The following is a 15908-nucleotide window of genomic DNA, read 5'->3' on the forward strand; positions in this document are numbered from 1 at the left end:
CCGGGGTCAGGGGAGGGGACTGGCGGTCAGTCCGCGGTGTTCTTGCCGTAGGTGTCGGCGTCGAGCAGGCCGTTGATCGCGTTCGGGTCGCTCGGCTTGAGTTTGAACAGCCATGCCGAGTAGGCGTCCGCATTGATCGACTCCGGCCCCGCGGCAACGGCGTCGTTGACGGCGGTGACGGTGCCGCTGACCGGCGCGTAGATGTCGCTGGCCGCTTTCACCGACTCGACCACGGCGGCGTCGTCGCCGGCGGTGTACGACTTGCCCACTGTCGGCAATTCGACGAACACGATATCGCCCAGCGCGTCCTGCGCGTACTCGGTGATGCCGACGGTAACGGTGCCGTCGGCTTCGGCGCGCACCCACTCATGGGACTCGGTGTATTTCAGGTCGGCTGGGATGTTCATGTATGGCTCCAAGGTAGGTAAGTTCTAATTAGTGTTAGGGACGATTCAGGCAACGAGGATTTTACCGTTTCGGACAAACGGCAGCTTGACGACGGTGGCGGCGAGCTGCTTGTCGCGAATTTCAACCTTGACGGTGTCGCCGATCGCCACGCTCATCGGCACGCGCGCCAGCGCGATCGCCTGCTGCATGCTCGGGCTGAAGGTGCCGCTGGTGATTTCGCCGGCCGAACCGTCGGAGCCGATGACTTTCTGGTGCGCGCGCAGCACGCCGCCTTTCTCGCGCAGGATCAGGCCGAGGAACTGGAAGCGCTGGCCCATGCTCTTCAATGCGTCCTTGCCGATGAAGTCGCGCTCGGACACCAGGTCGATGGTCCAGGCCAGGCCGGCGTCGAGCGGGTTGACCGTCTCGTCCATGTCCTGGCCGTACAGGTTCATGCCCGCTTCCAGGCGCAGCGTGTCGCGCGCGCCGAGACCAGCCGGCTTGACGCCGGCGGCCACCAGCGCATTCCACAGCGCGTCGGCCTGCGACGCCGGGAAGGCCAGTTCGAAACCGTCTTCGCCGGTGTAGCCGGTGCGCGCCACCATCACTTCGCCGAACGCGGTGTCGTTGACGATGACGGCGTTGAACGGCTTGAGCGGTTCCGACGCGGCCTGCGCCGTCGGCAGCACCTGCCACACCTTGGCGCGCGCGTTCGGCCCTTGCACGGCGACGAGCGCCATCGCGTTGTCGCCATCGCGGCGCTGGGTGACCGTCACGGCGCTGCCGGTGGCGGCGTTTTGCGCGGCGATCCAGGCGATGTCCTTTTCGGCGGTGCCGGCGTTGACCACCAGGCGGAACCAGGTCTCGCTGAAGAAGTAGACGATCAGGTCGTCGATGACGAAGCCTTGCGGGTTCAGCATGCACGAGTAAAGCGCCTTGCCGGCCACTTGCAGCTTGTCGACGTTATTGGCCAGCAGGCCGCGCAGGAAAGGGCGGGCGTTGGCGCCTTCGATGTCGACGACGCACATGTGCGAGACGTCGAACATGCCGACATCGGTGCGCACGGCGTGGTGTTCCTCGATCTGCGAGCCGTAATTGACGGGCATGTCCCAGCCGCCGAAATCGACCATCTTGGCGCCGGCGGCGCGGTGGGCGGAATTGAGCGGGGTCGTTTTGAGCGTCATGGAGTCCTCGAGGCAGGGTAAACAAAAGGGTCGCCAACCAGCGCGGACAAGCGTTTCCGCCGCCGACCTCTGATCGCGCCCCTCTGTCCTTGATACCTGAGAGATAGCGGAAAACATTCCGCCTGCCCCTTCGGTGGGCCGCCGGCTGTTCGCCGCGGCCGCTCTCCAGAGTTTGATGCAGCGGCACTTGTGCCGCCGACCCTTGACCGGTCCTTTTGCCTGAGAGTTTTTGGGTGATGCCCCTTCGGCGGCAGCGCGTGGCTGCCCTCTCCCGATCAAGAGTGTGGAGGATATGCCAGCGGGGCCTTGGTGTCAACCTGTCGGGGCCGGCGGCGACGGGAAACATTGCGCATTAAGCAATCTATTTCTCATGCAAAACAAGTAACCGGCAGGCCGCTTGATGATGGTTAAATTGCCCCGTATGGCGAAACACAGTTTGCCGTGCGCGATCAAAGTGAGTACCGGCGAAAACCGTTATCCCTTGAATGCTGGCAACGCGCGCACGAATGCAGGGAGCGCGAGGCTTTCTCCAGCTCTATTTGTTAAAATGAGGCATCCACCATGCGGGCAAAAACATCATGACCGAAGAATCGACAAGACATCCAAAAGAAGCGTGGTTCACCCTCTCCGGTGACGTCAACAGCGATATGGTCCACCGCGTGTTCGAAGCGGTATCGACCATGACGGAGGAGGGCATCGACACTGCCCACGTCCTGCTGCAGTCAAATGGCGGCTACGTCAGCGATGGCTTGTGCCTGTACAACTTCATGGCGCGCGCGCCGATCAATTTCGTCATGTACAACGGCGGCGCGGTGGCGTCGATCGCCGTCATCCTGTTCCTGTCGGGCACCAGGCGCTACGCCAGTGAAACTGCCCGCTTCATGGTGCACAAGTCGCACGCCACCGCTTCGCCTGGCGCGCGGCCGGACGCGCTCAACATCATCGTCGAAGGATTGCGCGCCGACGATGCCCGCACCGAGGCGATCCTGCGCAAGCATATCGAACTGGCGCCGGAACAGTGGGCAATCCACCAATACTCGGACCTGCACCTGACGTCGCGCGACGCCAAGATTGCCGGCATGATTACCGATGTCGGCGACTTCGCCCCGCCGAAGGGCGCGCACCTGCGCAATATTTAGCCTCACCGCGCATCCGCCCACCCGGCGCCGGCAGCTGCATCCACAACGCAAAAGAGCCTGTCAACGGCTTGGCCGCTGCAGACTCTTTCGTTGTTCCTGTGTTGCGACCGGTGGCAGGGCCCGGAAACCCGGCCCTGATTAGCGCTTGTCGTCGTTCTTGTGGCTTTGACGGCCGGCTGCTGCGTGCTGCTCCGGTGTTCCGCCGCGCGTGCCCGCCGACCCGGAAGCTTTTTGCTTGCTGTCCGACCCGGAACCCGACTGCTTGCTGCCGCCGCTGTTGCTGGCGTCGTTCTTGTGGCTTTGACGGCCGGCCTCCACGTGTTGCTCGTGGGTGCCGCCCTGGCCGCCGGAACGCGAGCCCGAGCCCGACGAACCGCTGCCCGAACCTTGTGAACCGGACTGCTGATTCCCGCTGGAACTGTCGCTTTGCTTGCTCGATTTCGAGCCGGCGCTTTGTTTACTGCTGCCCTGGTCTTTCTGGTTCGACTTCATGTTCATTCCTTTGCAAAGTTTGAAATGTCGTACGCCGGTCGCTAACGAAAAAAATGATTTTCGTTAGCATTTCCGTAGACACAATCATGCAATTGACATCCATGCATCGGTATCAGAAAACTGCTTGGTCGCGTGTAGGAGATAGACCTATAGGATTGAAATATTCGGCAGGCGCCATCTCCAAACAACACCGGGGTCAGACCACATGGCCTGACCCCGGTTGGCTTTGGAGGAAAGCCGGAAACGCCAGATTAAAACTCTTCCCAGTCAACGTCCGGCTTGGCAACGGTGTTGCGCTTTGGCGCGGCGGCGGCGGCGCGCACCGGCGGCGCACTGCGGGCGCGCCGCGGCGTCTCGGCCTTCGCGGCGGCCGGCTTGGCCGGATTGCTGGCGATCAGGTGGATCTGCGCGGCCGGGCGTGAGTGCTCGGCGCCCAGCACGAACGTGCCAAGCACCCGGGTCAGGCTGCCTGCATGGTCTCGCATCGACGCCGCCGCCGCTGCCGCTTCTTCGACCAGCGCGGCATTTTGCTGGGTGGCCTGGTCCATTGCCGCGATCGCCTGGTTGACCTGCTCGATGCCGGTGGTCTGCTCGGCGCTGGCGTCGGCGATCTCGCCGATGATGCTGGTCACCCGCTTGACGCTGGTGACGACCTCGTTCATGGTATTGCCGGCCTTGTCGGCCAGCAAGGTGCCGGCGTTGACTTTCTCGACCGAATCGTCGATCAGCGCCTTGATTTCCTTGGCCGCCGCCGCCGAGCGCTGCGCCAGGTTGCGCACTTCAGAGGCGACAACGGCGAAACCGCGTCCCTGCTCGCCGGCGCGCGCCGCTTCGACCGCGGCGTTCAGCGCCAGGATATTGGTCTGGAAAGCGATGCCGTCGATCACGCCGATGATTTCGGCGATCCGCTTGGACGAGTCGTTAATCGACGCCATCGTGCCGACCACTTCCGACACCACTTCGCCGCCCTTGACCGCCACTTCCGATGCCGACACTGCCAGCTTGCTGGCCTGGTGGGCGTGGTCGGCATTCTGCTTGACGGTGACGGTGAGCTGCTCCATCGACGACGCCGTCTCTTCGAGCGACGCCGCCTGCTGCTCGGTGCGCGCCGACAGGTCGATGCTGCCGGTGGAAATCTCGCCGGCGCCGCAGGTGATCGATTCGGTGCCGGAGCGCACCTGCACGATCATGCCGACCAGCTTGTCGTTCATTTCCTGCATGGTGCGCAGCAGCAAGCCGGCTTCGCCGCGCGCCGAGCTGTCGATCTTGGTGCTGAGGTCGCCCGCGGCGACGCGTCGCGCCACCAGCACCGCTTCGTGGATCGGGCGCGCCACTTCGGCCGCCAGCCAGATGCACAGCACCACGGCCGCCACCAGGTCCAGCGCCAGCAACAGCATGCACCAGCTGCGCACGGCGCCAAATTCGGCCCGCGCTTGCGCGCCCTTGGCGCCAGCCTGCGCCGCCAGTTCGCTCATCTGCGCCATCTGTCCCAGCAGCCACACCGAGGTCATTACGCCAAGCAAGAGAACGATGGCGAAGCACGCAAACAGCTTGGTGCTGGTTTCCAGCTGGCGAATCGATTTCATGGAGCATCCTTTGCGGAGACGGGGGGCGGGGTTCTTTATGTTAGGGAAACTGTATGGCAACACTATTGCGTAAAATCAAGTTTGCAGGCGAGTGCGGGAACGGCCCGGCGGCCAGTTTTATGTGGCGAAAATCATGAGAAAGCGAAAAAACTGCTGAAAATAGCTTTTTAACTATTGCCTTGTGGAAATAATCTGCCAAAATAGGAAAGCGCATAGAAAGTTGCGATCAAGGCAAACAGACCCATGGCGATTACCACTCCAGCACCGCAGCCGACACCGAGGACGACAGTCGTGTCCCCGCACGCGCAATTGGATGCGCTTGTTGTGCTCGCCACGGGCCAGCTCAACGAGCAGCTGATGCCGATGATCACCCGGCTGGTCGGCGTGATGCTCGACATCACCGACCCGGCGCTCGACGCCCATAGCGTCTACCACCGCGTCAAGTCCGGCAACCTGCTCAAGAATAACGCCTACGCCTACTTTCACCTGGCCTGCACCGAGATCGAGCGTAGCCTGCGCAAGGAAATTGCGCTGCTGGCGCCGCCGCGCAAGAAAGCCAGCGCCGCGGCCGCAGCGCTGACCCTGGTGCCGCTGGCCGACATGGACCGCAGCGTCGCCTTCGGCGGCATCAGCCGCCCATTCGAAGCTGCCTGCGCCGAACAGCTCGCCACCCTCAACGTGCGCCTCGGCTACCTGCTCGGGCGCGACACGCTGCGCATCGGCCAGAACCCGTTCCGGCCCGACCTGATCCTGATGGGGCTGCACCAGGCCTGGACCGAATTCGAGCCCGACGCCGAGGCCCACGCCTTGCTCGCGCCGCTGCTGCGCCCGGCCGTGCTGTTCGATTTCGCCCCCGTCTACGAGGCCTTGAACCAGTCGCTGATGGATGGCGGCGGCCAGGCCGACGCGCTGCGCATCCGCAAGACCGATAACGCTGCCCGCGCCAAGGCCCAGCGCGCCACCGGCCAGGCCGCGCTGGCCGAACAGCTGCGCCAGTTCTTTTCCGGCACCGACGCCAGCCTGGCGGACGAGTCGGGCATCCCGCTGATTCCCGACTTGCCGTCGATGCCGTCCGGCGCCGGCGGCTGGCGCCCGAGCGGCGCCGAAGCGTTCCGCGGCGCCATTGCCGCCCAGCCGGCCGCTGAGCCCGGCGCGGCCGGCCCGAAGCTGGCCAGCACCCATGACGGCCGCGCGCCCCAGGTCGCGCAGTTCCCCGGCGCCCCGGGCCAGGCGGGCGTGGCGCAGTTTCTCGGCGCACCAGGCCAGCCGGGCGCGGCGTACCCGGGATTTGCCATGCAGCCGGGCGCCCATCATGGCGCCCAGCAAGCGCTACAGTTACCCTCCGGCGACAGCCATCCCGGCCTGCTCGAGATGCTTGCCAAGCTCCAGTTGCATGTGCCTGAACAAGCTGGCGGCAGCCGTGGCGTTCATGGTCCTGCGGCCGCCGGCGCGCCCGGCAACGTGTTCTACTTGCCACGGCTCAAAGAAAGCCTGCCGAAGGGCAGCCTGACGCGCGGCGACGAGAGCACCATCGACTTGCTGACGCGCATCTTCGAGACGGTCTACGTCGACGAGAACATTCCGCAGGAAACGCGCGAACTGATCCAGTACCTGCAGGCGCCGGTGCTGAAGGCGGCTCTGCAGGACAAGAATTTCTTCTTCCAGGACGCGCACCCGGCGCGCCGCATGATCGACCTGATGTCGCGCATGGGCTGGGAGCAGCGCCACGGCGCCGACGATCCGCTGTTCCAGGCGATGCAGCGCGGCGTCGACCGCGTCGGGCGCGACTTCGATGCCGAGGTCGGCGTGTTCGCCGATGCCGTCGCCGAGCTCGAGGCGAGCATCGCCGCCGAAGACAGCGTTGCCGCGGCCGAGATCTCCGCGCCGATCGCCGCCGCGCTGAAGCAGGAAAAAGTCACCGCCGCCAACAAGTCGGCCAAGACGGCGGTCGCGATGCGCGTGGGCACCGGCGACGTCGTTGCCGTGGTCGAAACCTTCCTCGAGAAGAAATGGACGTCGGTACTGACGATCGCCTACAGCGTCGAGCCGGACAAGCCGGGCGCGGTCGGCAGCGCCACCCGCACCATGGACGACCTGATCTGGAGCGTCAAGCCGAAGATCACGCAGGAACAGCGCAAGCAGCTCATCGGCAAGTTGCCCGGCCTGCTCGCCACGCTCAACAAGTGGCTCGATATCATCAAGTGGCAGGATGCCGAGCGGCTGCAGTTCTTTGCCGAACTGGCCGAATGCCACGCCTCGATCGTGCGCGCGCCGATCGAGCTCTCGCCCGAGCGCCAGGTGGAAATCGCGATCGAGGTCGCGCAGCAGGACGCCCAGCGGCGCCTCGAGAAGGAGCAGGCGCTGGCGGCGGCCGAGCAAGCCGAGGCGCAGCAGGCCGAGGCCGATCCGGCGGTCGTCACCGTCGACGGGTTGGAACGCGGCATGTGGCTCGAATTTACCCAGCCCGACGGCAGCGCGCAGACCGTCAAGCTGGCGTGGATCAGTCCGCTGCGCACACTGTTCATCTTCTCGACCGGCGCGCGCAAGGAAGCGTTTTCGCTAACGGTCGAAAAGCTGGCCGAGGCGTACCGCGACGACACGGTGCGCATGGTGCGCCAGGACGGAGTGGTCGCCCGCGCGCTGGCCGAGGCGATGGGGCCGGCCGTCAACGACGTCAACGTCGCCGCTACCGCCTGATCTGAAGCCCTGCTGAGCACGCTCCACTACATCTGCTTGAACTGTTCCACATAATTACGGCTCACAACAAGCTGCTCGCTGCGCCCCTTCAGCTTGACCATCAGCCGCCCGCGAAAATCCGTGTGGGTGGCCTCGATAAACTTCGCCGCCACGATCATGCCGCGATGAATCTGCCAGAACTGCGCCTCCGACAACTGCTCGCGCAAATGCCGCAGCGGCGTGCGGATCAGGCTCTCGCCGTCCTGCAGGAACACGCTGGTGTACTTGTCGTTGCTCTGAAAATACACCACCTCGTCGATCGAGATCAGCCTGGTCTCGCCCCCGTGCGCGGCGCGGATCCACTGCAGCGGCGCCACCGCCGGCGCTGGCGCCGGCGCCACCCCCAGTTGGCGCAGCAGCGCGCGCAAGGCGTCGACTTCGCCCGCCGGCTTGTCGCGCAGCACCGCCTTCAGCTTGCCGACGGTGCGCGCCAGGCGTTCCAGGCTGGCCGGCTTCAACAGGTAGTCGCAGGCCGAATGCTCGAACGCGTCGACCGCGTAATGGTCGTGCGCGGTAATGAAGACGATGTGCGGCCCGCTCGCGCCCCCGGCCAGCCGCGCCGCCACGTCGAGGCCGGTCATGCCGGGCATCTGAATGTCAAGAAACGCGATGTCGGGCGCCAGTTCGTCGATCAGCCGCATCGCGTCGATGCCGTTGGCCGCCTTGGCGACCACGTGCAGTTCCGGCCACACGCTGGCCAGCTGGGTTTCCAGATAGTCGCGCAGGTGCGCTTCGTCGTCTGCGATCAGGGCGGTGGGTTGGTCGATGGCGACACCATTTCCATAGGCAGCAGCACGCGCACGGTCATGCCGAATAGTTGATTTTCAAGTAATTGCAGCTGTGCGCCGGCGCCGTACAGGCTGCGCAAGCGCGCGCGCAGGTTGGCCAGGCCGACGCCGCCGCCGGCGCGCGGCGGCGCCGCACTCAGCCCGGCGCCGGTGTCGGCCACCTCGATGCGCAAGTGTTCGCCGTCGAACAGGGCGCGCAGCACGATCTCGCCGCCGTCGACTTTCGGCTCGAGCCCATGCATGACGGCGTTTTCGACGATCGGCTGCAGCAACATCGGCGCGATCGTGGCAGCGCGCGCGGCGCCGTCGGCCTCGATCCGGTAGCGCAGCCGCTCGCCCATGCGCACCGTCAACACGTCGAGATAGGCGGCCGCCAGGTCGAGCTCGGCGCCCAGCGTGGCGTGCGCGGCGCGGCTGGCGGTCAGGCTGGCGCGCAGGAAATCGATGAAGCGCTCGAGCATGTGGCGCGCCTTGGCCGGCTGCGTGTCGATCAGGCTGAGCACGTTGGCCAGCGTGTTGTACAGGAAGTGCGGCTCGATTTGCGCCTGCAGCCCGCGCAGCCGCGCTTCGGCCAGCAATTGCGCGGCGGCGGCAATCTGCTCGCTCTGGCGCGCCGCCAGCGTTTCGTTGGCGATGCGGCGCTCGCTCAAGGCCAGCACCGTGAAGATGAACAAGGCCATCAGTAACGCAAACGGCACCAGCGGCGCCATCGCCGTGGCGCGCTCCAAATAGTGAAACGGATGAAAGCCTTTCAACAGGGCATTGCCGATGCCGATGCCAATCAGCACGCAACTGGCGATCACCGCCACGTGATACAGCGCCGCCGCCAGGCCCTTGATGCGCGATGGCCAGCCGCGCAACAGGTACTCCAGCACCGTCAGCGTGCCGTGTACCATATAGCCGATCAGGTTCGAGATCAGCCACACCGGCACGAAGTGGGTCAGGAAGCCGCCGCCGCGCCGGTCGAACATCAAGCCGGCGCCGGTCAGGAACACGGCGATGAGCGTATTCCACACGCCGGTGTAGACCAGGTTGCGAAAGTGCGAGCGCGGCCAGCGCCGGAACAGCGGAATCAGGTCCAGCGGGTGGGAGCCGCACGATGCGGTGCTGTAAGCCATGGTGAGAATCCAAATACGTTAAGCCGGCAAGAAGTTACCATGAAAACATATCGGCGTCCGATATCCCAGCCGCGCCAGTGCCAGCGGGCCGTCGGCCACGTGCGCCGCATCGAATACGCTCAGCAAGGTTTCGCTGCGCCGCGCGTCTTGCACCACGCCGAGCAGATAGCCGTCTGTTTCCGAGCGGGCATTTCGGCGCGGCACCAGCACGTGCTCCTCGGCCAGCCAGCCGGCGTCGAAGCGGAAGCTGTCGGCCTTGCCGGTGTCGGTGTCGACCAGGTTGACAGTATCGAGGATGTGTTCGCGGTTGCGCGCCGCACTGCTCAGCACAGCGAGCTTGCGGTGGCGCCGTCCGACCGTTTGTGGCATCACGCGCGGAAACTCGCTGTTGCCAAACAGGCGCGCCTGGTGCGCCTTGCCGCTCGCATAGTCAAGCCTGATCTGCGCCGTAAAACTGTGCGCCGCCAGATTCGGCGCGCGCTCGCCGCGCATCAGCGCGCCGAACGACGCCAGCGCGCCGGCGCCGTGCAGCACCGCATCGAACCGCGTGGTCTGGCCATCGTCGAACGCATTACCGAAGTGAAAGACCATGTGCGGGTCGAGGTCGAACACCTGGCGCAGCTGCAGCGTCGCCTTCGACACCACCACCGCCCGCATCGGCCGCGCCGCCGGTCCGCTGCCGGCCCAGGCGTGGCGCTCGGCAAAACTTAGCGCCGTGTCGGCCAGCAGATCGTACGGCGGCACCAGGAAAATCAGGTGCTGCCCGCTGATGACGAAGTCGTGCACCATCGCCAGTTGCGGCACCTCCACCACGCCGGCCGCCAGCAGCGGGCCGTCGGGGCCGACGTGGTACAGCGCCAGGCGGCCGCCGCCGGGCAGGGCGCCGAAATTCCACATGCTGCCGTCCTGGTCGATCTTCGGATGGGCCGAAAACGGCATCGACTTCAGGTCGTCGCGCCAGGTGCGAATGCCGACCGTGGCCAGCGTGCGCGGATCGAGCTCGGTGGCCGAGCCGCCTTCCCACAGCGCGTACAGCCGCCCACCGAACGGCAGCAGATTGGTGTTGGCCGCGTTCATCGTGTCGTTGCCTCTGATGCCGCGGCGCGTGATCTGGGTGCCGAAGGCCGGATACAGGAACTGGCCGGCCTCGGACTCGTCGATGAATTTCTGGGTGGCGACGAATGCACCGCGATGGCTGACCTTGCCCTGCGAAATCTGCCAGCGCTGGGCGTAGCCGTCGCCGTCGAACCAGTGGTGATAGCGTTCGCCGCCCAGCTCGAAGCGGCCTGGGCCGTTGCGGAAGAACACGCCGTCGAGGTCGGCCGGAATGCGGCCCTTGACGACGGCGTCGCCGGCGCGCTCGCCGACCATGTTGGCCAGCACCGCCAGCGTCGGGTCGCGCTCGCGCGCGGCGTGAAATTGTTTAAAGGTGTCGGTATTGGGAAAGGCGGTGGCGGGCAGCAGGCCGAGGGCGGCGCCCGAAGCGAGCAGTTGGCGGCGGTTCATCAAGTTCTCCTGGTTAGCGAAGGCTGACGCGCACCGTGGCGCCGGCGGCGGGCAGCGTGAAGCGGGCGCTGTCGTAGGTTGGCGGCCCCATCTTGCCGAGCGCGTTGTTGCTGAAAGCGTAGTCTTCTGTCGGGATGCCGAACTTGTCGAGCTTCTCGTTCGAGTTGGCGTCGTGGAACAGCGCGAACGCATACTCGCCTGCCGGCAAATCCTTGAACACGACCATGTTGGCCTGGCCGGTCGCCGCCGTCTTGCCGAGGCCGGCCACGGTTTTCATGAAGGTGTCCGCGGAATTGTAGAGCGCGACCTGGATCGTGCCGCCGGCCGCCTTGACGTCGTCGACATGGATGGTCAGGTCGGCGGCGCCGGCAGGGGCAGCGGCCAGCAGTGCGGCGCAGAAGGACAGGGTGCCAAGTGGTGTCATGCTCGTCTCCGTTGTGTTGCGACGGAGACCACTGTATCTGGCGGTTAGCCGGCCTGGTGGCCGATGCGACCAGGCGCCGCGGTGCGGCGCGAGTTGCGTTTGGCGGGCGCGAAATGCCGCGGCGCGCTCGCCACGCTTAGCTGCGCGCCCACGCCGTGAGTCGGCTGAGAACCGATCTTCGCGCCGGCTTTGCCTGCACGCGCGCACTGGCGCTGGCCACCAGCGGCGCCCATTGCTGTGAAAGTTGCGAACAGGTGCCGCGCAATACCGGCGGCAAGCCAGGCATGGTCGACAGAGCCCTGAAATGGCGTTCGATCGCAACCGACAGATTCGCCCCGGATCCGGCGTTGTCGATGTCCGCAACGTAGTGCGACATCAGGTGCAGCACCGACGCAATCAGCATTTCCGGTGTCGGCGTCGTGGCGGTGAGCCGTTCATCGTCAGCCATTGCAGGTCCTCGAGGTGGTTAGCTAAGGAAAATCCGCAGATGCGAATGATTCGCATTTAATATAGCGCCGATGGACTTTGAATGCAACCACTGTTTGCGCGCCGGCCCACAAGACACGCCGAGGTTACGTTCTTGTGAACAACCATTGCCGTTAATCTTCATGCTATATTTCCAAAATGAAAGTTTCGCCGTCGGCTAGGGTAGCTATGACCGAACGGCAATTCGCCACCCCTGCCGCTGAGGTTTCATGCATCTCTTCAAGTTTGTGTTGCTGGCGGCTTTTGCCGCGCCGACCGCGATCGCCGCGCAGCCGGCCCAGCCGAAGTCCGTCGCCGTTGCTGACCCGACCTTCAGGCGGGCGGCGCCGATGCCCAGGTGGGCGCAGGCGCTGGCTGAGATTCCTCCCACCGAGCGCACCGATCCTGTGGTGACCCGCCTGGCAGAGGTGCAGTCGAAAGTCGGCGCCAGTCCGTCGATGCTGGTCAACCAGGCAATCCAGGTTAACGATCCTGCCTCGCTTGGCGAAATCGGCCAGGTCTCCCTGAGCTATTTCCCCAGCTATCAGAAGCTGCTGCTGCACCGCGTCGCCATCGTCCGCGCCGGCCAGGTGACGGACCGCACCGCGACAGTCAATGTGCGCTTGCTCGAACGTGAAGCCGGCATCGACGTCGGCATTTACGGCGGCGAGAAATCGGTCCAGCTGCTGCTCGACGACGTGCGTGCCGGCGACACCTTGTGGATCACCTATACGGTCGATGGCCGCAATCCCGTGTTCGGCAAGCGCTGGGCCGAGGACTACAGCTGGGACCGCCATACGCCGGTCGAATTGCGCCGCGTCACGGTGCTGCACCCGCCGGGCCAGCCGATCCACTGGCGCCAGCTCGGCGACGTCAAGGCCGACCCGATCGTGCCCGTCATTGACAGCGTCGGCGGCATGGCGCGCATGCGCTTCGAAGGCAGGGCGCTCGATGCGGTCCAGGCGGAGCCGTCGATACCGCCCGATTTCTTGCCCTACCGGCGGCTCCAGCTGAGCGAGTATCCGGACTGGCACTCGGTCGCCCTTTGGGCCGACGGCCTGTTCCCGCGCGCCGCTTCGTCGCCGGCCTTGAAGCAGCTGGCGGCGCGGTTCGCCACCGAGAGGACGCGCCTCGCGCAAGCGAGCGCGGCGCTGCACTGGGTGCAGGACGAGATCCGCTATTTCAGCGTGTCGATCGGCGAAAACTCGCACCGCCCGCAAGTGCCCGACACGGTGCTGGCGCGCCGCTACGGCGATTGCAAGGACAAGACCTACTTGCTGGTGAGCCTGTTGCAGCAGCTCGGCATCAACGCCACTCCGGTGCTGGTCAACGCATCGGCGCCAAAGACGCCGGCCAAGGTGATGCCGTCGCCGACCGGGTTCGATCACGTGATCGTCCGCGTCGAGCTCGACGGCGACACCTATTATGTCGACCCGACCCGCAGCGGCCAGCGCGGGCTGCTGACGGTGCTGCCGGCGGCCTTGCCCGGCGCTGCGGGGCTGCCGGCAACTGCCGCCGCGACCGCACTGGTGGCCTTGCCGGACGACAGCGATCAGTCTCCATGGCTCGAATATATCGAGAACATTGCCATCGTCAGCTTCGACGGCGACGCTACGCTCGAGGCGCGGCTGGTGTACCGCGGCAACTACGCCGAGTGGGCGCGCCGCCGCTTTCCGTCGATGGGCGCCGCCGTACTGAAGCAACAGCTGCTGGCAAGCTATGAAAAGCGCTATTCCGGGGTCACCATGGTGGCGCCGCCAACGCTGCTCGACGATGCCGGCGGCGGTCGCTACGAGGTAATAGCGCGCTACAAACTGCCCAAGCCGGTCACGCTCGACAGCGGCCGCTACGCCATCGAGTATGACAGCCAGATCATGGACGATACGATGGTCGTGCCCGCCAAGATCGTCCGCAGTTATCCCTTCCGGCCGCCGCAGGGAAAGTTTCGCGGCCGCTATCGCCTCAACTTGCTGTGGCCGGCGCTGGTGCGCAGCAGCGACACACCGGTCATGAAGACGCTCGACACGCCGTTTTTCTTCGCCAGCGAGGAATTCACGCTGCGTGGCAACCTGCTCAGTTACATGCTCGACTACCGCGTCAAGACGGACGAGGTGGCGCCCGAAGCGATGCTGGAACTGAGCAAGCAGGCCAGGAACCTCAACCCCTTCGCCGCGGGACGCTGGATGATCGCCGAGAGCACGCTGGCGTACCCGGGTACTGGAAGCCTGCCGTACCGCGAATTCGAGTTGACATCCGACATACACGCCGTGGCGGACGGCGCTGAGCGGATGCAAAAGGGCAAGGAGATAAGCATGACGCATGAACAGGCATGCGAGGTCGGCTTGCGCATGGCCAGGGTCGCCGAGGCTGCCGAAGCCTTTGTTGAGGCGGCGGTAGCAGGCTTTCCGGCCAAGCTGGTACAGGGGCTGGCACACCCGGCGCCGCGCCGCTGCCTGGCACAGTTCCTGTTCAAAAAAGGGCGCTATGCGGAAAGTATCGCGCTGTACCCTGGCGCGAATGGCTTGAAGGACGACGACACGCTGTGGCCGGTGCTGGCATGGGAACGGTTCCATGGCGGCGACGCCAAGGCGGCACTGGCCGAGATGACACGCTACCGGGCCGCGCGCGACAAGGCCGGCGAGCTCGACGGCTTCGACATTGCCAACCATATCGCACTGCTGCAACGGATGGGCGCGCCCGTGCCGGCCCAGCTGCTCGCATACGGCACCGACGTGCCCGACGGACCATGGCCGCGCCCGCTGGTGGCGATGCAGGCCGGCGTGCTCAGTGAGGACGTCTTGCTGGTGCGCGCGGCAGCATTGCCGGCCGATGCGCGCGACCTCGCATTCGGCGAAGCGTGGTTTTTCATCGGCCAGCGCCGCCTGGCGGCGGGCGACACCGCTGGCGCCCAGACGGCGTTTCGCTGGCTGCTCGGCAACGGCGTGCGCAGCAGCCGCGAGTATTCGCTGGCCAAGCTCGAGCTGACTCGCCTGGCGCCAGCCGACGCGGGCAGGCTGATCGCAGCGGCCGCTGACGCGGGCGACGTCGCCGCCATGGCGGAACTGGGCCGGATCCTGCTGCGCGGCAGCGGTGTACCTGTCGACAAGCAGCTCGGCTTGGCCTGGCTGGAAAAGGCGGCCCAGCAGGGTCATGCGTACGCGCAGTACCTGCTGGGCCTGGCCTACCGTGATGGCGACGGTGTGGCAGGCGACCCCGCCAAGGCCATCGCATGGCTGGAAAAGTCCGCTGCCAATGGCTTTGTGTACGCCTACGCCGTACTCGGCGAGAGCCTTGTCATCGGCAAGGGCATGCCGGTTGACCGGGTGCGTGCGGTCGGCTTGTATCGCCAGGGCGCGATCCAGGGAGATGCAGCGTCGCAGCAGTTGCTCGGCATGTCCCTGCAGTTCGGCCGCGGCGTCACGCAGGATTACGTCCAGGCCGCCGAGTGGTACCGCAAGGCCGGCGAGCAGCGCATGGCGATCGCGCGCAACAACCTCGGTGACCTGTATGAGAACGGTTTTGGCGTGCCGAAGGATTACGCCCGCGCCATCGCCCTGTACCGGCAGGCAGCTGCCGCCGGCGCATCGATCGGCTTCATCAGTCTCGCCACGATATATGAGCAGGGTTGGGGCGTGCCCGCTAATGCGCAGCTCGCTTATACGTATATGCAGCTGGGCGTGAACGGCGGCGGCGTCATCATCAAGGATCCGGACACCTTGGCAAGAGGCAAGAGACTGGCGTCATTGCTAAGCGCCCAGCAGCGCGCCGAGGCGGACGCCATCGCCGCCGCCTGGACCACCGGAGATCCGCTGCCGGGCGACACCGTCCGCTAGTCGCCTGGGCCGTCGCCTGGCATGGTGTCGGCCATCAGGCGCAGTTCTTCCTGGCTCAATTCCGGTTCTGCCGCGTCGTCGGGCTTCTGTTCGTCCGCGGCCCCCTGGGGGTCGGCAGGCTTGGCCTGGTCCCCCTGCTCGTTACCCGTGTCGGATGTCTGCGAGTGAGGAAACGGCACCGCGCCTTTGTCTTGCGACGTAGGGAAGTGGATGTGGGAATCTGGCTTCTTGTTCATGATAATTCTCGCTT

Annotated in this window: 13 protein-coding genes and 2 riboswitches; of the genes, 3 read left to right on the forward strand and 10 right to left on the reverse strand. The window is 65.6% G+C overall.

The annotated features are described in order from the left end of the window. Positions 1 to 26 precede the first annotated feature (26 nt). Positions 27 to 407: a glycine cleavage system protein GcvH gene (gcvH, locus tag CR105_RS07260; protein WP_099787755.1), complete on the reverse strand. Its 381-nt coding sequence runs from the start codon at positions 405 to 407 to the stop codon at positions 27 to 29. Positions 408 to 452: 45 nt separating this feature from the next. Further along, positions 453 to 1571, reverse strand: coding sequence for a glycine cleavage system aminomethyltransferase GcvT (gcvT, locus tag CR105_RS07265; protein ID WP_099787756.1), 1119 nt, complete (start codon positions 1569 to 1571; stop codon positions 453 to 455). Between the two features lie 73 nt (positions 1572 to 1644). Next, a riboswitch (glycine riboswitch) is annotated at positions 1645 to 1750 on the reverse strand. Between the two features lie 18 nt (positions 1751 to 1768). After that, a riboswitch (glycine riboswitch) is annotated at positions 1769 to 1855 on the reverse strand. A 294-nt stretch (positions 1856 to 2149) separates the two neighbouring features. Here gcvT and CR105_RS07270 point away from each other — a divergent pair. Next, positions 2150 to 2710, forward strand: coding sequence for an ATP-dependent Clp protease proteolytic subunit (locus tag CR105_RS07270; RefSeq protein WP_099787757.1), 561 nt, complete (start codon positions 2150 to 2152; stop codon positions 2708 to 2710). A gap of 138 nt (positions 2711 to 2848) precedes the next feature. On the opposite strand, the gene CR105_RS07275 is transcribed toward CR105_RS07270, so the two are convergent. Together CR105_RS07275 and CR105_RS07280 are read right to left on the reverse strand one after the other, a co-directional pair. Then, the gene (locus tag CR105_RS07275) at positions 2849 to 3202 is read right to left on the reverse strand and encodes a hypothetical protein (protein ID WP_099787933.1); all 354 of its coding nucleotides are present in this window, start codon (positions 3200 to 3202) and stop codon (positions 2849 to 2851) included. 251 nt (positions 3203 to 3453) lie between these two features. Continuing rightward, positions 3454 to 4788, reverse strand: coding sequence for a methyl-accepting chemotaxis protein (locus tag CR105_RS07280; protein WP_099787758.1), 1335 nt, complete (start codon positions 4786 to 4788; stop codon positions 3454 to 3456). 309 nt (positions 4789 to 5097) lie between these two features. Between CR105_RS07280 and CR105_RS07285 the strand changes: the two genes are divergently transcribed. Next, positions 5098 to 7485, forward strand: a complete 2388-nt coding sequence (locus CR105_RS07285) for a DUF1631 family protein (RefSeq protein ID WP_229413704.1) — start codon at positions 5098 to 5100, stop codon at positions 7483 to 7485. 26 nt (positions 7486 to 7511) lie between these two features. On the opposite strand, the gene CR105_RS07290 is transcribed toward CR105_RS07285, so the two are convergent. The 5 genes from CR105_RS07290 to CR105_RS07310 all read right to left on the reverse strand — a co-directional run bounded on the left by CR105_RS07290 (position 7512) and on the right by CR105_RS07310 (position 11808). Further along, complete coding sequence (locus CR105_RS07290) at positions 7512 to 8216, reverse strand: LytR/AlgR family response regulator transcription factor (protein WP_307189612.1); 705 nt, start codon at positions 8214 to 8216, stop codon at positions 7512 to 7514. 53 nt (positions 8217 to 8269) lie between these two features. Continuing rightward, complete coding sequence (locus CR105_RS07295; protein WP_099787761.1) at positions 8270 to 9430, reverse strand: sensor histidine kinase; 1161 nt, start codon at positions 9428 to 9430, stop codon at positions 8270 to 8272. 18 nt (positions 9431 to 9448) lie between these two features. Continuing rightward, on the reverse strand, positions 9449 to 10936 hold the full coding sequence (locus CR105_RS07300; protein ID WP_099787762.1) for a carotenoid oxygenase family protein: 1488 nt from the start codon (positions 10934 to 10936) through the stop codon (positions 9449 to 9451). Between the two features lie 13 nt (positions 10937 to 10949). After that, on the reverse strand, positions 10950 to 11360 hold the full coding sequence (locus tag CR105_RS07305) for a DUF2141 domain-containing protein (protein WP_099787763.1): 411 nt from the start codon (positions 11358 to 11360) through the stop codon (positions 10950 to 10952). Positions 11361 to 11496: 136 nt separating this feature from the next. Further along, positions 11497 to 11808, reverse strand: a complete 312-nt coding sequence (locus CR105_RS07310; RefSeq protein ID WP_099787764.1) for a hypothetical protein — start codon at positions 11806 to 11808, stop codon at positions 11497 to 11499. Between the two features lie 247 nt (positions 11809 to 12055). On the opposite strand from CR105_RS07310, the gene CR105_RS07315 reads away from it, so the two are divergent. Next, a complete protein-coding gene (locus CR105_RS07315) occupies positions 12056 to 15658 on the forward strand; it encodes a DUF3857 domain-containing protein (RefSeq protein WP_099787765.1) in 3603 nt (1200 codons plus the stop codon). On the opposite strand, the gene CR105_RS07320 is transcribed toward CR105_RS07315, so the two are convergent. Continuing rightward, on the reverse strand, positions 15655 to 15894 hold the full coding sequence (locus CR105_RS07320) for a hypothetical protein (protein WP_099787766.1): 240 nt from the start codon (positions 15892 to 15894) through the stop codon (positions 15655 to 15657). The two genes, CR105_RS07315 and CR105_RS07320, sit on opposite strands and share 4 nt — an antisense overlap. Positions 15895 to 15908: the final 14 nt, after the last annotated feature.

The organism is Massilia eurypsychrophila, assembly GCF_002760655.1.
Lineage (GTDB): Bacteria > Pseudomonadota > Gammaproteobacteria > Burkholderiales > Burkholderiaceae_D > JAFCUW01.

What these genes read in the sequence shown, in the direction of transcription:
- gcvH (WP_099787755.1), bottom strand. Translation starts at nt 407, where the DNA reads ATGAACATCCCAGCCGACCTGAAATACACCGAGTCCCATGAGTGGGTG.
- gcvT (WP_099787756.1), bottom strand. Translation starts at nt 1,571, where the DNA reads ATGACGCTCAAAACGACCCCGCTCAATTCCGCCCACCGCGCCGCCGGC.
- CR105_RS07270 (WP_099787757.1), top strand. Translation starts at nt 2,150, where the DNA reads ATGACCGAAGAATCGACAAGACATCCAAAAGAAGCGTGGTTCACCCTC.
- CR105_RS07275 (WP_099787933.1), bottom strand. Translation starts at nt 3,202, where the DNA reads ATGAAGTCGAACCAGAAAGACCAGGGCAGCAGTAAACAAAGCGCCGGC.
- CR105_RS07280 (WP_099787758.1), bottom strand. Translation starts at nt 4,788, where the DNA reads ATGAAATCGATTCGCCAGCTGGAAACCAGCACCAAGCTGTTTGCGTGC.
- CR105_RS07295 (WP_099787761.1), bottom strand. Translation starts at nt 9,430, where the DNA reads ATGGCTTACAGCACCGCATCGTGCGGCTCCCACCCGCTGGACCTGATT.
- CR105_RS07300 (WP_099787762.1), bottom strand. Translation starts at nt 10,936, where the DNA reads ATGAACCGCCGCCAACTGCTCGCTTCGGGCGCCGCCCTCGGCCTGCTG.
- CR105_RS07305 (WP_099787763.1), bottom strand. Translation starts at nt 11,360, where the DNA reads ATGACACCACTTGGCACCCTGTCCTTCTGCGCCGCACTGCTGGCCGCT.
- CR105_RS07310 (WP_099787764.1), bottom strand. Translation starts at nt 11,808, where the DNA reads ATGGCTGACGATGAACGGCTCACCGCCACGACGCCGACACCGGAAATG.
- CR105_RS07315 (WP_099787765.1), top strand. Translation starts at nt 12,056, where the DNA reads ATGCATCTCTTCAAGTTTGTGTTGCTGGCGGCTTTTGCCGCGCCGACC.
- CR105_RS07320 (WP_099787766.1), bottom strand. Translation starts at nt 15,894, where the DNA reads ATGAACAAGAAGCCAGATTCCCACATCCACTTCCCTACGTCGCAAGAC.